Here is a 17,019-nt window from a genome sequence, read left to right as displayed (position 1 = left end):
AACTGGCAACCGGCTTTGGCGCAACCGGAAGCGTGAGGCCAAGGCTGCTGAGTTTCTCGTCAATCGACACGGTATGATCCTTTCCTGTTCAGCACCCCACCGAAGGTCAGGTATGCAAGAGCCCACGTAGTGCAACTCGAACATTGAGCCCTACGTATACGTCATCCGAGGGCGATTGAGCAAGATGACCCCCTTCAGCATGCATCATAAACCGCTGAGGACATGGGGCGCATCGACAGCATATCCGATCCTATGATATATATGGACTATATATCCACGCCGAGGGAGGCCTCCATGCCATCCACGATGGTCCAAGTTCCTATCCTCATGAGCCCCGGCCAAAAACGCCGGCTGGCACAAAAGGCGAAAGCCGCCAATCTCACCATGGCAGAACTGCTTCGCGAGGGGGGCGAGCGGTACGTTCCAGCCGATGATCCAACGCTCTTGGATCACATGGCCAAGCAAGTCATCCGGGAGACAAAGAAAACCATTCGCGCCATCGACAAAACTCTCGCCCTCGTGGCAGAGTCCGAAGCGCGCATGCTGGCTCTCTCCAAGACCCGTAAGAAAGGGTGACGATGGGACTCACCGAACGCGTGTGGGATGCCTTCGCCAACACCATCAAGCTGAACGATAAAGTGGAGCAACTCAACACCACCGTCGCCAAGCAGCAATCCCATATTGAAGACTTGAACGCCCGCGTGATTCGGCTCGAAGCCGCGCTGGAATTTGCGCTCCACGCGCAACGTTCCCGGCGTTTGCCCAAACCACCTCGCTAGCGCTCGTCCATATCAGACAGGCCTAAGATGGTACCTGGCATCATTTTACTGACCTTTAAAAGCATAAATGCCGATGGGCACAAAATCCTCATCATCTTCGGTTTCCAGACTTGCCCCCTTCAGCTTTAAGGCTTCGCGCGTTTCTTTCACCACGTCCGCTTCAATCAGGCTCGGAAGCAAAAAATACTGATTCAGTAGATGGGCATATCGCCGCAGTTGATCATACCGACCATTGATCACTTCGTGCAGAAGGACGGAAAAGAAATTGCCCACACCTCCATAGTGCCCGAAATCATAGCCGCAAAAATAACAATCTGGATGTGTGAACTGATCGCGTGAAGTTCTCACATAGTGCAGATACAAAAGATCGCACCACGAGTGTGCTTGAATGTCTTGGAAATATTTCCGTACCGCTCGATATTGATCGATAGAGGCAAGTCCTCATCTAAACGTATGTTACGAAGCCCTATGTTTCAGGCCAGGGCATGCTGCCATCAAATCCTTTATAACGCTGCAACACGTCTCTCATTGATAAACCTATGGATGTGGTCCAATTGGCCTCTTCCTTTCTATCCAAAGAAAATCTCTCTATGACCAATAGTCCACCAAGCGCGATTGCCATTGCCAAGCCTCGCCTACTTAACTGGCATGTGTTTTTCTGGGCTGATGCCTATCAGGCCGGTATGAGGAAGAATCCCGTGTGGTGTTCCACCCATGCAATCTAGAGCTGGGTTTACCTTGTTCCTTAACTCAGTCAAAAAAACCGGGGCGCTGAGATGGTGCCTGGCACCATTTTTCCGAACCGGGCTTCAATCCTGACCCAAGCCAAACTTCTTTTCTGCCTCAATGAGGTAATCTCGCCACTGCTCCAGCATGTGCCCCTCATTTTCGGGTTGTGAATGCTCCCGTGGGTCGTATTCATCCCCGGGTGGCATGTACCGAACAAAGCGGGCAACTTCATGAGGATAGCCAAAATCAGCATACAGCGCTTCTACTATAGCGAACGGCTCTACAGTGCGTTCCCGATTCTCAAAAATCCAACGGAGGATGAGATAGAGCCATTTTTCCCTTACCGCCTCTTCTGACATAGGTGGTTCATTGTGTGCCAATTCTTCAGCCAGATCTCGCGCCCTGTACGATTCGATTGGCAGCAACCCGGCAAGTTCAACCTCAGCCATCTGATTAATGTTTTTAGAGTCCAATTGTCGCGTGGCAAACTCCGTCAGACAATCCCAACTGATCCATCCATGGTCATAGCCCCATAATAGTTCTCGCCAGGCAAGTGACACCTGGCCGAGTACATACGCTGTAGGCAGTGGCTGGATGGTCATGGCCTAACTTGAACCCAGTGCGGCGGTTTCTGATCGCCTCATAGGCGGCAGGCTTACCAGGTGGGCGTAGAGAGCTGAGACTGGCTTCCTTGAGGTGGCGGCTCTGATCGTAGCGAACGCATGGACGGCGGCTTGGGCTGGTCGCCTACTAGCGGGACTGCAGGGCATCCAGGAAGCTGTCTCCCCATGGAAGTCTCGTCGCGCCCAACGCTTCGCCGATCGTCTGAGCGAGATCGGCGGCCGTCGTCCTGGTGCCGAGGTTGACGCCTCTGGCAAGGCGTGGTCCCGTCACGAGGCAAGGGACATATTCACGTGAGTGTCCGGGATTCGGCCTGGCGCAGTCAAATCCGTGGTCGCCCGTGATGATCAGGACATCACCAACTTTGAGACACTCTTGCAAGTCGCGCAACCGGCGATCGACGTGTTGCAGCGTGGACAGGGTGTCCTGCAGATCGGGGCTCATGATGGGAAGATTCGCGTAGATCAATCCGCGAGGCGCTTTGCTGAACATGCCGATGACTTCGTCCATCACGGCATGCGCTTGAAACAAGGGTACCGATCTGGTGACCCCGCGCCCGCTGAAAAGGTCGCCGACTTTACCCACCCCGAATACCAGCTGGCTGGCTTGGCTCAGGTGATCCAGCAGTGTGAGGCCCGGTGCTTCCACGGCAAAATCCCGGCGACGTTCCGTAATAGCAAATTGTCCCGGCTGGCCGGTAAACGGATGGGCCACCACGCGAACGATCGGCATCGTCGCCTTGAGCCGGCGGCGAGCCTCGCGCGCCAGGCGATACAACTCCTCAGGCGGGATGACCTGTTCGTGGGCGGCCAGCATGATGGTCCCGGCGGTATCGATCCACGCGATGGGCATGCCTGACTTCTGATGCTGCGCGCCGAACTCTGCAATGGGCTCCAGGTGAACGGTGCGACAGTTCCCCAGCGTCTTTTGTCCCAATGCGGCTTCGAGACCGGAGGCCAGCTCGCTCGTGAACGCCTCGAGAGGGGTCGGACCATCTTCGATGACATACCCAGCCAATTCCCAATGTCCGGCCAGCGAGTGTTTACCCTTGGTCGTAAACCCCAGCATGCCGTAGCAGCCCTCCGGTTGAGCCATGGGGCGGATACCTTGAAATTGGCCCAGGAGACCGAGGCCGAGTTGTTCCAGATTCGGGAGGGCAAGTCCTTTGGAAATCGCAGCCAGCCGCTGCAGCGTATTGCAGCCGCCATCGCCATACGATTCCGCATCGGGCAAAGACCCGATGCCAAATCCATCTAAGACCAGCAGGACGATTCGAGTCATCATCGAGGCACTATATCAAATCCGCTGAAACGAGCAAGCCAATCTCACCGTCCGAGCACAGTGACGGCCGTTCCTTCGTACCCAGTGGGACTCAGCGAGTCATGACGGCCTGTTCCGCACGCCACTCGCTCAGGATTTTCAGACTGGCGCTGGTGCCGATCCGATCCGCCCCAGCCTCCAGTAACGCTCGTGTCGACTTCCAATCCCGAATGCCGCCAGAAGCCTTTACCTTCGCCTGTCCGGCCACGGCCTCTTTCATGAGCCGCACATCTTCCACCGTGGCGCCGGCTTGGTTGAATCCCGTGGAGGTCTTCACATAGTCCATACCCGCTTCAACGGCTAGGCGGCACGCCGTAATTTTTTCTTCGCGTGTGAGCAAACAGGTTTCCAGAATGACCTTATGGTTGACTCCAGGCGTGGCGCGCACGACGGCCGCCATATCCTGACGTACGAAATCATAGTCTCCGGATTTCAGGCGGCTGATGTTGATGACCATGTCCAACACTCGCGCGCCATGCGCCACCGCTTCGATCGCCTCGGTCACTTTCGCATGGGTCGAATGGCCACCGAGAGGGAACCCGATCGGAATGCCCACTTGCACGGCGGTTCCGGCCACGGCCGCAACCGCCTCATCGACATAACAGGGCGGCACAAAAATCACGACAAATCCCTGCTCCTTCGCCTCGGCACACAGCCGCAAGACGTCGGCCTTTGTCGCCTCGGGACGCAATACCGTGTGATCCAGCAGAGCAGGTAAATTCTCATTCCACGACACAAGTCCCATGCGCGATTCCTTTCAGATGATGAATGTTGATGGATGTAATAGACCGTCACGAGGCGATGCGGCGTGGAGTAAGGCACCAATAAGATCACGCGCCGTGAGTCACCAGGCTTCCCCTGGCCCGCTTGCGGAACGGCTGCTTCTGATACTTTTCCACGGCGAGATTATGTTCGGCCAGGGTTGAGGAGAACTGATGGGTGCCATCGTTGCGCGAGACGAAATAGAGATAGGACGCCTGCGCCGGAAACAGTGCTGCACGAAGCGAGTGAGCTCCTGGACTGGCGATCGGGCCGGGCGGAAGTCCCTGCACACGGTACGTATTGTAGGGGCTCATGACGGACAGGTCGCGTTTATGAATATTGCCGTCAAACGCCGGGAGCCCATAAATGACCGTCGGATCGCTCTGCAGGGGAATCTTCTTTCGCAACCGGTTGTGAAACACCGCCGCAATCAATTCCCGCTCTTCCTTGGAGCCGGTCTCTTTTTCGATGACTGATGCCAGCGTCAAGACTTGATGGAGCGACAACTTCATGCGCGCGGCCTGTTCCTGCAAGTCGGCGCTCCATACGCGATGGAGCCCGTCCACCATGGCCTTGATGACATCACGGGCCTTGGCTTGGCGAGGAAAGGAATAGGTCTCCGGAAACAAGTAGCCTTCCAGCGAGTCCGCTTCAATCCCTAGCGTCGCAATGAACGTGCGATCGCGCACCAGCTTCGAGAATTCCTTCGCATCCGTCACCTGCTGTCCCGCCAGCACCTCGGCGATTTGCGCAAGATTGTATCCTTCGGGGATCGTGACCGGATGCAATACGACCCGGCCCGCCAACAGCTTACTCAGAATGTCCTGAGGCGACATGCCGCCATCGAGTTCGTATTCGCCGGGGCGAATTTTGCGATCACTGTCGTGCGACCGGCCAAGCAGGAGAAACGCCCAGCGGCTGCGAATCAGCTGCTCGCTCTTCAACATGCCCGCAACCTGCTGAAAGGTACTGCCGTCAGGAATCGTGACGATCTTGGAGGGTGGCTTAGGAAGCCCGCTGGCGACGGGACTTTGAGCCCAGCGCAGGACCAGATAGCCCGAGAGGGCCAAGAGTATCACCATCGCTAGAACCAGTCCCGCAATCAATCGCTTCTGCATCATCGACTCGTGGTTCGTCAAAAGACCAGGGATCGTCTTCGTGGGAATTGCTTACGGCCTGCTCTTGGCCCGACGACGGCTTCTCCAAGCTCGCGAGGTAACTCTGGAGCAGAATCGCGGCGGCGATCCGATCGACGATGCCTTTCCGTTTGCGGCGGCCGACATCGGCGGCGATCAATAAGTCCTCCGCCGCACAGGTCGTCATCCGTTCGTCCCAGGTTACCACCGGAACCGACAAGGCCGGTTCCAGCAGTTGGATGAACTCCTCGACGACTTTTGCGGCGGGGCCACTTTCCCCGTCCAATCGAAGCGGTAAGCCGACGAGCACCCGGCCGACCTCGTGCTCGCGCACCAACTCCTGAATATGTCGAATATCGGCCTCGGGATTGCGTCGATGAAACGTTTCCAACGGCTGGGCGGTCCACCCGAGCTCATCGCTCAGGGCAAAGCCGATGCGTTTGGAGCCGTGATCGATCGCAAGAATCCGTTGGCCTTTCATCAGTCTACCCTTCCAAGGCCTTTTGGACCAACCCAAAAACTTTTTCGAGCGCCGGTCCCAGCCCTTCGGGATTTTTTCCGCCGGCTTGCGCCATCTCAGGGCGACCACCGCCTGTCCCGCCGACTTCGGTCGCCATCGCCTTGATCAATTCACCCGCCTTCAAACGGCCGACCAGATCCTTCGTCACCACCACCAGCAACGAGACCTTGCCGTCGTTCGCCGCGCCCAAAGCGACAACACCGCTTCGGAGCTTGTCCCGTAGTTGATCGGCGAGCGCCCGCATGCCGTTTACATCGAGGCCATCCGTACGTTGCGCGTGCACCTGGACGCCCTTGATCTCTCGTGCCTGCGCGTCACCGGACGATGTGCTCGCCATTTTCAGCTTCACGTCTGCAAGTTCGCGTTCCTTGTCCTTCAGCTGTTCGCTCAACTTCCGGGTGCGCGCCACAACCTCCGTCGGCGCGACTTTCAGAAGTTCAGACATCTCTCGCACATCCGCTTCCAGGCGCTTGAGGGAATCCAAGGCACCACTCCCCGTCAAACACTCGATGCGGCGCACCCCGGCGGCTACTCCCGATTCAGAGACGATCCGGAACAATCCGATTTCCCCCGTACGCCCACAATGAGTGCCCCCGCACAATTCCTTGCTGAAGGTGTCGATCTGGACCACTCGCACCCGATCGCCATACTTGTCCCCAAAGAAGGCCAATGCCCCGCCCGCCACGGCATCCTGCACGCCCATCACATCGGTTTGCACCGGCTGATCAAGGCGGACCTGCTCATTAACGATCGATTCGATCTCGTCGATGTCACGGGACGACATGGGCCGGAAGTGGGCAAAGTCGAACCGCAGACGATTCGGTGCCACGAGCGAGCCGTACTGTTTGACGTGCGGCCCAAGTAGATCGCGCAACGCGGCATGCACCAAATGGGTAGCGGTATGGTTACGCGCCGCATCTTTCCTGGTCCGAGGATTCACCGAGAGCTGCAGCCGTTCGCCTTCACGAATAGAACCGGATGTCACCACGCCCTTATGGACGATCAACGTCGGCACTGGTCTGGTGGTCTCGCGAATCTCCACGCGGCCGTCGGTCCCGCTTAACACACCTTGATCGCCGGCCTGGCCGCCGCCTTCCGCATAAAATGGCGTGACGTCGAGCACGATCTCGATTTCGTCGCCTTCGCGGGCCTCCTTGATCAGGCGATCACCCTGAAGGAGCGCCTGCACCACACCTTCGGAATCCAAGCGGTCATAGCCGACAAATGCGGTGGTTCCGACACGCGCCGCCACGTCGCTCAGGGCCGGCCTCGCCGTTTCGTTCTCGAAGCCCCCCGTTTTTCTGGCGCGCGTCCGCTGCTCTTCGATGGCCGCTTCAAAGCCGGTTTCGTCGAGGGTCATCCCCTGCTCACGGCAGGCTTCCGCAATGAGATCCATCGGGAATCCGTACGTGTCGTACAACTTGAAAATTTCCGTTCCCTGCAGCACAGGTTGGCCTGACACCTTCACCTTCGACAGCATGTCGTTCAGGATCGGCAGCCCTTGGTCCAGGGTGGCGATAAACCGTTCTTCCTCACCACGCGTCGCTTCGGCCACCGTCCCGGCCGCTGGCCGTAATTCGTGATAGGCCTCGCCCATGTGGGCAACAACCGTCGCCGTCAGCTCATGCAGGAATGGCTCGGTGATACCCAGCAACCGGCCATGACGGGCCGCCCGCCGGAGAATTCGCCGGAGCACATAACCCCGCCCTTCATTCGACGGCAAGACGCCGTCGGCCATCAGGAACGTAATAGCTCGAAGGTGGTCGGCAATGACTCGCATGGAACGATCCGACTGCTCCACCGCTCCATACTCAGCACCGGCTCGCCGCCCGATTGCGGCCAGCAATGGCGCGAACAAATCACTGTCGTAATTGCTAAGCCGGCCCTGCGCGACCGCCGTGAGGCGCTCCAGCCCCATGCCGGTGTCGATGCTCGGCTTTGGAAGCGGATTGAGCGTCCCGGCGCTATCGCGATTGAATTGCATGAACACCAGGTTCCAGATCTCAATGACCCGGTCGCCTTCACCGTTCGGCGTATCATCGCCCGGCACCGACGGCCCCTGATCGAAGTGCAGTTCCGAGCAAGGCCCGCAGGGACCCGTGTCGGCCATCTGCCAGAAATTGTCCTTCTCGCCACAACGCACGATACGGCTCGGGGACACGCCGATCTTCCGCCACAACCGATCGGCTTCGTCGTCTTCGCGAAAGATCGTGATCCACATCCGGTCTTTCGACAGCCCGACCACCGAGGTCAGAAATTCCCAGCCGAAGCGGATGGCGTCTTCCTTGAAATAATCGCCGAAGGAAAAGTTGCCGAGCATTTCGAAGAACGTATGATGCCGCCTGGTGTAGCCGACATTTTCAAGGTCATTGTGCTTGCCGCCGGCACGCAGACACTTCTGCACGGTCACGGCCCGCTGATAGGCGCGCGTTTCTTCACCCAGGAACACCCGTTTGAATTGATTCATCCCGGCGTTCGTAAACAGCAACGTGGGATCCGCCTGTGGAATCAACGGCGCGCTCGGCACCGCTCGATGGCCCTGCTGCTCAAAGTACCGGATGAAGGCTCGCCGCAGATCGTTTACACTTTGGCTCATAACTCGTCTAACCCCGTCTCCAAGTCGACTTGCGTGACTTGCTGAATGGTGTCGTCATCAAACCCGCGTTGCCGCAAAAATCTCACCCACTGTAGTGGACGCATCCTCGTCGTGCGTCCTTCTAACGCCTGGCACGCCAATTCCTGTTCGGAAACCGACCGGTAAGCACTGCACAAGGCCCGCTCCGCCACCGTATCTTCGAAGCCTCGACGAAGGAGTTCCAGCTTCAGTCGTTCACGTCCCATCGGGCGTCGCGAGAGCCTGGCTTCCGCCCACCGGGTGGCATAGGCTTGATCGTCGAGATACCCGCGCCGCTGTAACTCACGGACAACCGCGTGCCCCTGCACCCGGCTCGCCCCTTTTTCTTGAACGTAGTGCTGGACCTGAGAGGCTGTCCGCTCAGCACGGCCAAGGTACCGGATCGCCATTGTCAGGAAATCCATCGGCGACTCCCTGCGTCGTGGTCCACCACGTCCAGCCGACATCCTGCTGCCTATGATGTCACTCTCGCACTGTGGCCGCGCTTCTCGTCCTGGCGAATCTCAACCTTGCGCTCGGGTTTCTCTTCTTTTGCCTCTTTGGCCTCGGCTTTCTTCTCGGCCCCGCGCAAAGGCAGCCCGGCTAGTTCGCGCACCTTGCCTTCGATCTCCTTGGCGATGGCCGGGTTGGTCTTGAGAAAGTCGCGGACGGCTTCACGCCCCTGGCCCAATCGCTCGCCCTTATAGGAGTACCAGGCGCCGGCCTTCTCCACCACGCGCTTCTCGACTCCCATATCGACAATCTCGCCCGATTTGGAAATTCCCTCGGCGAACATGATGTCGAATTCCGCCTGTCTGAACGGCGGGGCCATCTTGTTCTTGACCACCTTGACGCGGACGCGGCTTCCGGTGACATCCTGCCCATCCTTGATCGACTCAATCCGACGAATGTCGAGGCGCACGGACGAATAAAACTTCAAGGCGTTGCCGCCCGTCGTGGTTTCCGGATTGCCGAACATCACACCGATTTTCATGCGGATCTGGTTGATGAAGATCAGGGTCGTCTGCGATTTGGCGATGGCAGCCGTCAGTTTACGCAAGGCCTGGGACATCAGCCGTGCCTGCAAGCCCATATGGGCATCACCCATTTCGCCTTCGATCTCAGCTCGAGGCACCAGCGCCGCCACGGAGTCCACGACGATCACATCAATCGCGCCGCTGCGGACGAGGGTCTCGGCAATCTCGAGCGCCTGCTCACCGGTGTCCGGCTGCGACACGAGCAAGTCGTCGGTGTGCACGCCCAACTTCTTGGCATAGGTCAAATCCAACGCATGTTCGGCATCAATGAAGGCAGCGACTCCACCCGCTTTCTGCGCTTCCGCGATCGCATGCAACGTGAGGGTGGTTTTACCGGACGATTCCGGACCAAAAATTTCGATGACCCGTCCGCGCGGGAATCCCCCGACGCCGAGGGCAATATCCAATCCCAGGGATCCGCTTGAAATCGCCGGAACGTCGGCCGGCCGATCATCGGTCCCCAACTTCATCACCGCGCCCTTGCCGTACTGTTTTTCAATCTGAGCCAGGGCCAGGTCCAACGCGCGCTTTTTCTCATCCTTTTCAGTCATTCAAAACTCCTTCTCGCGACATGACTCGTGAAGTGTGCTGGTCTCGTATGCCGTGGGAGACAACGCACCAGCCGGCCATGAGTTGACCACGCGCCAACCGGACCAGACTCAGACCAGGAAAGCAGACAGAACAGCGGATTATACCGGACTTAAAAGGAAGAAGCCTAGCCCGCAAGGGTCCACCACTCAATCTGGAGAAAAACGGTTCCGGCCCTGCGCCTCTGTGAATCGCGTGAGGCCGTGCGGGAAAATACCATCGCGCGACAGGCCTGCCTCCTATCCTGTCATGCGTCAAAAATCTCGCAGCGTTCTGTCATAACCGCCACTGTATCGAAGTACGGGGACGGCAGTCGCCTCATCGCCACCTATCCGCAGCTGGCGCGTAAGTACATGAAAACACTTTGGAGACTGAAGAGAACGGGCACAAAACTGGACCGTTAAAGTCACCGTGCGTCTATGCCGACATTCTTCATGAGGGGCAATGTGCCTGGCACCAACATTGCTCCCATTCCGCAGTGTTCGCTCATCACTCACCTGATGCAGGAGGGCCCCATGCCACAACAGCGAATGGATGATCGATCCGAACACTCTGTCGCGCAATCGCAACACTACGTCACGCGCGCGCCGCGCGATCTGACCTACGATGAAAAGAAAGCTGCCGAAGCAGCCTTCCGTGGCGAGCCGTTTAATCCCAACTGGTCCGTCGCCGCCGCAGCCGTCTACGAAGGGATCGTGTCCGCCATGTCCCGCATGCAGGTCGCTGCACTAACCGAATTGGAGGCCGCTCCTGTCGCTGAAGAATGTCTCACCCGCTGAGAGAGCTGGCCGCAGCCGTCGATTGACGTGCCGAGAGCATTCATGCACAGCCGCAGCTGCCGGACTTGAGTTTAGGAGCGTGAACTCAATGGGCACTCCCACAGCTTCGTGTAGATGGAGCCGGCCGGCCGCAATTCGCTTCTCATCATGACCAGCGTCTTGATCGGCAGAACACCGAACGCCACCGGTTGATCCAACAGCCCGCTTTGAGCCAGTCCCTGTCCGACCTGCCGCTCCCCCTCCTTAATTCGTGCCAGCGTCAGATGCGGGCTAAACGGCCGAACCTCCGCCGCCAACCCGGCCGTCCGGCACACGTCCTCCACCCCCTGATACAAGGCCTGCAGCCGGTCGCTCTCGCTTCCCTGTTCCCAACTTTCCAGCGGCCCAGCCCAGAGAATCCTCGGCTGCAGCGGTCGAGGAAACGTCCCCAGTCGCGAAAAGGGAACCTGGAGCATTCGATGATTGGCGACCACCTGCGCAAGCGTCGCATGGAGCGACTCGAGCAAATCCTCCGGCGTGTCACCGAGAAACTTCACGGTCAGATGCATGGAGGCCGGTTGCACCCAGCTGATGCGCGCCTGCCGGTCGACCGTCCGTTCCAGCCGTCGTTTGAGATCCTGCTGAACCGCCGACAAGGCCGCGCGAAGATCGGGCGGCAATTCGACGGCCAGAAACGCCCTGATCATCCGCCACCTTTCTTGATCAACCAACGGCGCAACAGATCCAACGCGGCCTGCGAGGAGCGCTGCTTGATGACGCTCCGGTCGCCGCCATGAAAGCGGAATTGTTTCGTCTGGGCATCGTCCGGTCCGCCGTCGAGCCCCACATAAACCAATCCCACCGGCTTCGCCGCAGTGGCTCCCCCTGGTCCGGCAATGCCGGTCACGCTCAATCCGACCGAGACACCGCTGCGCTCACGAATGCCCCGCGCCATGGCTGCCGCCACTTCGGCACTGACCGCGCCGTGCCGATCGAGGAGATCCTCAGACACTCCCAACAACTCGACCTTCGCGCGGTTGCTGTAACAGACGATACCCCGATCCACGTAGGATGAGGACCCAGGTACCTGGGTTAACCGATGGCCGATCAATCCGCCGGTGCAGGATTCGGCCAAGGCCAGGGTCATGCGCCGGGCGGTCAGTAACCGGCCAACCACTGATTCCATCGTATCCGCTTCTTGACCGTACACCATGTCGCCGAGCCTGCTGTTGGCTTCATCAAACAGCCGCTCAAGCGCAACAGCACCCTCTGCCCCTGCCGGACCTGTCAGTGAGACCATCACTTCCGTTTGAGAAGCATAGATCCCGAGTTGGACTGGACTGCCTGGGGGCAGCAGCCCCTCAAGCTTCTGATCCACAATCGACTCCGGCACGCCTGATGTGTGGAGTACCCGACGAATCACGGGCGTGGCCGGTATCTCCTTGTGCCTGCCCAGCCAGGTCTGCAGACGCGGCAGGAGCCCATCATGGATCATCGGTTCCATCTCACGCGGCACTCCGGGCAAGGCCGCAAAGAACGCATCTTTCCAGATCAAGACGAACCCCGGCGCCGTCCCGACCGGATTGGTCAGAAATTCCCCGCCTGCAGGAATCATCGCCTGTCGCAACTGCGCCTTCGTCGGGGTCCTGCCCCACTGAGCCAATCGAGCCGTCATCTCGTCCAGCGCGGCTTTTCGCCGGACCAACCGGTGGCCGAAGGCCTCCGCCACCGCCTCGCGGGTCAGGTCATCGATCGTCGGGCCCAACCCGCCCGTGATGATCACCACGCGGGCGCGTCGGACCGCCGTCTTGAGTACCCTCACGATATCGGACAACTCATCACCGACGATCGTCTTGTATCGAAGCTCCACCCCGCATGTCGCCAGGCGATCGGCGATAAACAGGGAATTCGTGTCCATCCGGCCGCCGAGCAGGAGCTCGGAGCCGATGGCGATCGTTTCAGCCGTCCAGGCTTTCGACTTGTTCATGCAAGGTTAACCTTGTTGCTCGGAAACGGTGTTGACGGGAGGATCACATTATTCGATATGGGCGAAATCCAGTTCGAAGCTGACTTGCCCGCCGCCGGAGGGAAACACGGTCAGGGTCGTCTTCGTGTGCGGATCAAGATCTGCGTAGGGGAATTGGGCAATGACTTTCGCGCGATACGCGGGCTGTTGAGGCCAGAGGGTCGTCCGATCGCCTCGCGCGTCAAACCGGACCGAGGATGGTTTGACGGTCCGCCCGGCCTGCTCCAGCACGACGTAACTGTCGGCGGCAAAGTCCACGCGCTCACCGAACAACACGACGTTCACCAGGAGATTGCCGTTCGCCAGCACCTGAGCGATGTCCTGCTCGGAGGGAGCCAGGGCCCGCAGCGACAGGTGATTGGCCATCACGAGCAGACTTCCCAACTTGGTCATGATGAACCCGCGGGGAGCCAGATCTTCTTTCGCGCCGAACCACGTATGCAGTTGATCCGGAGAAACACCCTGCGCGGCGGCGGCCTTCCCCCGTTCAACCGTGACCTGGATTTGTTCGGGAGTCGGCTGCACTTCGATGGCGAATGACGCCACAGGAACGCTCATACTTGCGACGGCGAAGAGGAATTGCAGGAGTCTGGAACCGGCAGACCATCGTCGAAGGCTACGCATGATAGGGAGCCAGTACCAGATCGATGTGGACGTGTCAATTCGTAGTTCGCACACCTCGCAATCGGTTGACAGCCTAGGAGACGAAATGCTAAAGAGCTAACTCTTATTCTTTTACATTATCAAGAAGTTGCCTGGAGGGTTCCTCATGTCCAGCCCCGAACAAGCGCCCCGCCGTCAGTATGTGAATTTCACCTTCTATAAATTTGATCCGGCCTGGCGTCGGCTTCCTGAAGATGAGCGCACGCGCGGGAAACAGGAGTTTCTCCGTGCCGTAGAGGAATACCAGGGCAAAGTGCTCGTCATTGCATACACGACCGTCGGTATTCGCGGCGACTGCGACCTGATGCTCTGGCGCATCAGCTATGAACTCGAACTGTTCCAGGAAATGAGCACCAAGATCCTGGCGTCCGGATTGGGCAAGTATCTGCTCAACCCCTATTCGTACCTCGCGATCACCAAACGCTCCATTTACGTGGACAATCACACTCACGAAAATCAGGAAAGCAAACGTTTGACGGTGGTCCCTGGTAAGGCGAAGTACATCTTCGTGTATCCGTTCGTGAAGACTCGCGAATGGTTCTTACTCACCAAGGCCGCGCGACAGGGCATGATGGACGAGCATATTGAAGTCGGCCATCGCTTCCCTTCAGTCAAACTCAATACGACCTATTCGTTTGGCCTCGACGACCAGGAATGGGTCGTGGCCTTTGAAAGCGACAAGCCGGAAGATTTCCTGGATCTCGTCATGGCGCTGCGGGAAACCGAGGGTAGCCGGTACACGTTGCGAGATACCCCGATCTTCACCTGCATCCGGAAGAGCCTGAAAGAAGCATTAGATACACTGGGCGGCTAAGCTCGACTAACACGCTCGGACAGTTTGCACGGCCTTCGATCAGATGATCGAAGGCCGTGTGCGTTCTGCCCCCGGCGAGCCACCAGACACCGCACCCTCCTCACATCCATGTCAGTTGATGCTCCGACTTACCCGGCTTCCGATCACCGGGCGGCCTTGTACTCGGCCCTTCTGCCGGGGTTGGGCCAGCTACTTCGCGGGCGGCACAACGCCGCCATGCTCTATGGCCTCGTGACCATTTTCCTGATCGCGCTGAGTTTCGCTCTTGGACGTCTCTCCGGTCGGGCCGCGGAAGTCTTTTTCTTCATGCTGCTGGCGCTTCCCTGGTGGGCGCTGCAGAGTTACGACGCCGCCCTTGGACCGGCAGCTTCGGGTTCCGATCTTGCCAGAACCGGCCGCCAGGCATGGGCGGAAGGGCATGATATCCGGTTTCTCGGCCTGCTATTTCTCGTCAGCGCCGCCAACGATGCGATCATCATCGCCAAGAACCCCGACTATCTGCTGCCATTTTTCTGCACGAAATTGGACGGAGCCGCCGGTTTCGTGACCAAAGCCCTTTCACCGTTTCTCCATACCTGGGTCGGCTACGGCTTCGTGCGCGTCAAAAAATGGTCCCTTTTGGTGTATCTGGTGTATGCCGCATACGGGACCACCAACGCGCTCGTCAACTTGACCTGTTTCGGACCCGGTCGAATCCGGAACACCCTGCTGATCGCCCTCATGGTCTTCACCAGCTACATCCTCTGGCGGCGACGACTATTTCAGCGTTGACCCGTCCCCGTCGGAAGCGGAAGGTCGCATTTTGACACTCGGCTCGAGCCTGTGTTACCTGTAATAGTAATATCGTTCCACATCCTCAGACGGAGCAGCTCCTATGGCCGAAAACAATGCGGTCTATGCGATTCGCCACCCTGACGGTTCAGTGACCCTGTATATCGACGAAGAATACGCCATCGATCGCGGCGTCGATCCAGCCAAACTGGTGCGGGTCGAAATCCCTCGCGAATTGTTTGTCAGCGGCAGCATTCAACACATTCGAGAATACGTCGCGGTCTACCTTGAAAACAGCCATCAGGGCACGGCCTGAGCGAACCTTTTACCTCGCACGAGAGGCCACACCATGTCCGCGTTGCTCACCCCGGAACTCATTGCCTCCACCATCGAACAAGCCCCGATCCAGGGCAGGATCATGCTCAAGCTGCTGCTCTTGCAGCACTTCGACATCACGCCCGAGGAGATCAGTCATATCGCAGCCGATCGACCGGACCCCCGCTGCGTGGCCGGTTCCAAACCGATCCACCAAATGGTCAAACAGGATGCGTTGCGGGATGTGACCAATCGACGGGATGAGTATCGCCGGCGAGTCCGGCTACGGCGGGAGCGTTTGTGGCTGCAAATGGAAGCCATGAAAGGAATGATTGCCCTGGCTGAAGGAATGGCCCGGGCGGCAACCGACCTCCTCCGCACCCGTTACAAGCTGACTGCTGAAGCCGTGGAGGCGATCAAACAAGGCGCGCGCGCCGCAGTCCCCAAGCCGGCGATTCGGCAATTGAATCGGCGATGGGACGAAAATGATATTTCCGCCGAGGCCTATCAGGAAGCCAGGCTTGGCCTGGAGATCCAGGCGCAACTCCGCTTGATTGAAAAGTACAGGAAGCGCCTCGAAGTCTCGGAACGGGAATGGAAATCGATCAATGCCGCTCCTTTGCAGGATCACGAAATCGGCCATATTTGGGGTATCCCTGCCGGGAGCCTGGCCGGCCGAAAGGTGAAACATCTCCATCAATATCTTCACGCCATTCAAACGACCCTGCAAACATCGTCCGCCCAGGCGGTCCCGACCACGGGAGCGCTCGATCTCTGGAAAGAAACACTCGCGGTCCTTGGCGAACGGCCGGTTGAACGATCCATTGCTCTCTATGACGGGCTTGAGCGAACCGAAGAAGCGTTGGTGGAGAAACTCCGGACATTCGCTTGGGGTACCCTCGGGGAAGACCTGGAGGCAAAGTTCTGGTTGTCACTCGTCCATGGCGCCAGTTCTAATGCCGTTCACTCGGAAAACACTCGGTCCGTCTTCGGTTTGCAGCGGCTGCTGGCCGTTCTGTCAGAAATTGACTCCAGCCCGGACGCCCTCGAGGAGGAACTTCTGGCCCGCACGGCGCCGACCCCCAAGGATGCCCCTGAACTCACCAACGAGGCAGCCCAACCAGCGGCAGAAGAAATGGGACAGATGCAACAACATGTTCTGACCAGTTTCATCGGAGAGTTACACAACGATCTTCAGCGATGACGTGCTGTCGGCAGCTGCCGATCGATCTGAACCATCGACCGGCTTCCCGGGCCTGGTCGGATTTCTTTCGTAACCGACTTCTCAGCACGGAGTGAATTTTGTATAATCCAACTATCATGCAGCACAATCATGACAGGGTTTCTCCCCGATCGATGGTGAGAGGCTTCGTTCCGATGCTGTGCACGCTCATATTCTTCCTCTCCACCATGCCGGTCGCTTCGCTCTCTGCGGCAGGCCTCGTGGAAGTCACGGAGCTTCTGGCCCATCCCGATCACTACAATCATCAAGTCGTTACTGTCAGTGGACGTGTGAGCAGCTTCCAGCTTGCCACCAATCGTGATGGGCAGCCGGCGTTCGGCTTT

The 17,019-nt window shown here is 58.5% G+C and carries 20 protein-coding genes; 8 read left to right on the top strand and 12 right to left on the bottom strand.

Translation table 11 applies throughout. The features are described 5' to 3' along the window. The first annotated feature begins 294 nt into the window (after positions 1-294). Positions 295-576: a hypothetical protein gene (locus KF814_18880; protein ID MBX3238219.1), complete on the top strand. Its 282-nt coding sequence runs from the start codon at positions 295-297 to the stop codon at positions 574-576. A gap of 2 nt (positions 577-578) precedes the next feature. Further along, on the top strand, positions 579-779 hold the full coding sequence (locus tag KF814_18875; protein ID MBX3238218.1) for a hypothetical protein: 201 nt from the start codon (positions 579-581) through the stop codon (positions 777-779). A gap of 45 nt (positions 780-824) precedes the next feature. Here the strand turns inward: KF814_18875 and KF814_18870 are convergent, their stop codons facing one another. The 9 genes from KF814_18870 to recA form a co-directional block, all read right to left on the bottom strand. After that, entirely contained in the window at positions 825-1,142 is a 318-nt protein-coding gene (locus KF814_18870) for a hypothetical protein (GenBank protein ID MBX3238217.1), read from the bottom strand. A gap of 446 nt (positions 1,143-1,588) precedes the next feature. After that, positions 1,589-2,110 (bottom strand): DUF2247 family protein, encoded by a 522-nt coding sequence (locus KF814_18865; protein MBX3238216.1) that lies wholly within the window; start codon positions 2,108-2,110, stop codon positions 1,589-1,591. Positions 2,111-2,258: 148 nt separating this feature from the next. After that, complete coding sequence (locus KF814_18860) at positions 2,259-3,413, bottom strand: phosphopentomutase (protein ID MBX3238215.1); 1,155 nt, start codon at positions 3,411-3,413, stop codon at positions 2,259-2,261. Between the two features lie 88 nt (positions 3,414-3,501). Next, the gene (gene deoC / locus KF814_18855; protein ID MBX3238214.1) at positions 3,502-4,194 is read right to left on the bottom strand and encodes a deoxyribose-phosphate aldolase; all 693 of its coding nucleotides are present in this window, start codon (positions 4,192-4,194) and stop codon (positions 3,502-3,504) included. Positions 4,195-4,279: 85 nt separating this feature from the next. Further along, a complete protein-coding gene (gene mltG, locus KF814_18850) occupies positions 4,280-5,332 on the bottom strand; it encodes an endolytic transglycosylase MltG (protein MBX3238213.1) in 1,053 nt (350 codons plus the stop codon). After that, entirely contained in the window at positions 5,217-5,828 is a 612-nt protein-coding gene (gene ruvX, locus KF814_18845) for a Holliday junction resolvase RuvX (GenBank protein ID MBX3238212.1), read from the bottom strand. The genes mltG and ruvX overlap by 116 nt, the downstream gene beginning before the upstream one ends. A gap of 4 nt (positions 5,829-5,832) precedes the next feature. Further along, on the bottom strand, positions 5,833-8,463 hold the full coding sequence (gene alaS, locus KF814_18840) for an alanine--tRNA ligase (GenBank protein ID MBX3238211.1): 2,631 nt from the start codon (positions 8,461-8,463) through the stop codon (positions 5,833-5,835). Continuing rightward, the gene (locus tag KF814_18835) at positions 8,460-8,906 is read right to left on the bottom strand and encodes a RecX family transcriptional regulator (GenBank protein MBX3238210.1); all 447 of its coding nucleotides are present in this window, start codon (positions 8,904-8,906) and stop codon (positions 8,460-8,462) included. Before KF814_18835 ends, alaS begins: the two co-directional genes overlap by 4 nt. 50 nt (positions 8,907-8,956) lie before the next feature. Beyond that, positions 8,957-10,069, bottom strand: a complete 1,113-nt coding sequence (recA, locus tag KF814_18830) for a recombinase RecA (GenBank protein MBX3238209.1) — start codon at positions 10,067-10,069, stop codon at positions 8,957-8,959. A 552-nt stretch (positions 10,070-10,621) separates the two neighbouring features. Between recA and KF814_18825 the strand changes: the two genes are divergently transcribed. Continuing rightward, positions 10,622-10,885: a hypothetical protein gene (locus KF814_18825; GenBank protein ID MBX3238208.1), complete on the top strand. Its 264-nt coding sequence runs from the start codon at positions 10,622-10,624 to the stop codon at positions 10,883-10,885. 71 nt (positions 10,886-10,956) lie between these two features. Here the strand turns inward: KF814_18825 and thpR are convergent, their stop codons facing one another. From thpR to KF814_18810, 3 genes are read right to left on the bottom strand one after another with little or no spacing between them, the layout of a single operon-like run. Next, a complete protein-coding gene (thpR, locus tag KF814_18820) occupies positions 10,957-11,571 on the bottom strand; it encodes an RNA 2',3'-cyclic phosphodiesterase (protein ID MBX3238207.1) in 615 nt (204 codons plus the stop codon). Further along, on the bottom strand, positions 11,568-12,851 hold the full coding sequence (locus KF814_18815) for a competence/damage-inducible protein A (protein ID MBX3238206.1): 1,284 nt from the start codon (positions 12,849-12,851) through the stop codon (positions 11,568-11,570). The genes thpR and KF814_18815 overlap by 4 nt, the downstream gene beginning before the upstream one ends. A 48-nt stretch (positions 12,852-12,899) precedes the next feature. After that, positions 12,900-13,436, bottom strand: coding sequence for a hypothetical protein (locus tag KF814_18810; protein ID MBX3238205.1), 537 nt, complete (start codon positions 13,434-13,436; stop codon positions 12,900-12,902). Between the two features lie 223 nt (positions 13,437-13,659). On the opposite strand from KF814_18810, the gene KF814_18805 reads away from it, so the two are divergent. The 5 genes from KF814_18805 to KF814_18785 all read left to right on the top strand — a co-directional run. Continuing rightward, entirely contained in the window at positions 13,660-14,367 is a 708-nt protein-coding gene (locus KF814_18805; protein MBX3238204.1) for a chlorite dismutase family protein, read from the top strand. Positions 14,368-14,475: 108 nt separating this feature from the next. Beyond that, positions 14,476-15,138, top strand: a complete 663-nt coding sequence (locus tag KF814_18800) for a hypothetical protein (protein ID MBX3238203.1) — start codon at positions 14,476-14,478, stop codon at positions 15,136-15,138. Positions 15,139-15,241: 103 nt separating this feature from the next. Further along, positions 15,242-15,454, top strand: a complete 213-nt coding sequence (locus KF814_18795; GenBank protein ID MBX3238202.1) for a hypothetical protein — start codon at positions 15,242-15,244, stop codon at positions 15,452-15,454. A 33-nt stretch (positions 15,455-15,487) separates the two neighbouring features. Next, positions 15,488-16,657, top strand: coding sequence for a hypothetical protein (locus tag KF814_18790; protein ID MBX3238201.1), 1,170 nt, complete (start codon positions 15,488-15,490; stop codon positions 16,655-16,657). Positions 16,658-16,773: 116 nt separating this feature from the next. Further along, positions 16,774-17,019 (top strand): hypothetical protein (locus KF814_18785; GenBank protein ID MBX3238200.1); only part of this gene is annotated, 246 nt, incomplete at its 3' end.

Source organism: Nitrospiraceae bacterium, assembly GCA_019637075.1.
Taxonomy (GTDB): domain Bacteria; phylum Nitrospirota; class Nitrospiria; order Nitrospirales; family Nitrospiraceae; genus JAHBWI01.
This window is presented reverse-complemented; position numbering and strand designations above follow the sequence as displayed.

What these genes read in the sequence shown, in the direction of transcription:
- KF814_18880 (MBX3238219.1), top strand. Translation starts at nt 295, where the DNA reads ATGCCATCCACGATGGTCCAAGTTCCTATCCTCATGAGCCCCGGCCAA.
- KF814_18875 (MBX3238218.1), top strand. Translation starts at nt 579, where the DNA reads ATGGGACTCACCGAACGCGTGTGGGATGCCTTCGCCAACACCATCAAG.
- KF814_18865 (MBX3238216.1), bottom strand. Translation starts at nt 2,110, where the DNA reads ATGACCATCCAGCCACTGCCTACAGCGTATGTACTCGGCCAGGTGTCA.
- KF814_18860 (MBX3238215.1), bottom strand. Translation starts at nt 3,413, where the DNA reads ATGATGACTCGAATCGTCCTGCTGGTCTTAGATGGATTTGGCATCGGG.
- deoC (MBX3238214.1), bottom strand. Translation starts at nt 4,194, where the DNA reads ATGGGACTTGTGTCGTGGAATGAGAATTTACCTGCTCTGCTGGATCAC.
- mltG (MBX3238213.1), bottom strand. Translation starts at nt 5,332, where the DNA reads ATGATGCAGAAGCGATTGATTGCGGGACTGGTTCTAGCGATGGTGATA.
- ruvX (MBX3238212.1), bottom strand. Translation starts at nt 5,828, where the DNA reads ATGAAAGGCCAACGGATTCTTGCGATCGATCACGGCTCCAAACGCATC.
- alaS (MBX3238211.1), bottom strand. Translation starts at nt 8,463, where the DNA reads ATGAGCCAAAGTGTAAACGATCTGCGGCGAGCCTTCATCCGGTACTTT.
- KF814_18835 (MBX3238210.1), bottom strand. Translation starts at nt 8,906, where the DNA reads ATGGATTTCCTGACAATGGCGATCCGGTACCTTGGCCGTGCTGAGCGG.
- recA (MBX3238209.1), bottom strand. Translation starts at nt 10,069, where the DNA reads ATGACTGAAAAGGATGAGAAAAAGCGCGCGTTGGACCTGGCCCTGGCT.
- KF814_18825 (MBX3238208.1), top strand. Translation starts at nt 10,622, where the DNA reads ATGCCACAACAGCGAATGGATGATCGATCCGAACACTCTGTCGCGCAA.
- thpR (MBX3238207.1), bottom strand. Translation starts at nt 11,571, where the DNA reads ATGATCAGGGCGTTTCTGGCCGTCGAATTGCCGCCCGATCTTCGCGCG.
- KF814_18815 (MBX3238206.1), bottom strand. Translation starts at nt 12,851, where the DNA reads ATGAACAAGTCGAAAGCCTGGACGGCTGAAACGATCGCCATCGGCTCC.
- KF814_18805 (MBX3238204.1), top strand. Translation starts at nt 13,660, where the DNA reads ATGTCCAGCCCCGAACAAGCGCCCCGCCGTCAGTATGTGAATTTCACC.
- KF814_18800 (MBX3238203.1), top strand. Translation starts at nt 14,476, where the DNA reads ATGTCAGTTGATGCTCCGACTTACCCGGCTTCCGATCACCGGGCGGCC.
- KF814_18795 (MBX3238202.1), top strand. Translation starts at nt 15,242, where the DNA reads ATGGCCGAAAACAATGCGGTCTATGCGATTCGCCACCCTGACGGTTCA.
- KF814_18790 (MBX3238201.1), top strand. Translation starts at nt 15,488, where the DNA reads ATGTCCGCGTTGCTCACCCCGGAACTCATTGCCTCCACCATCGAACAA.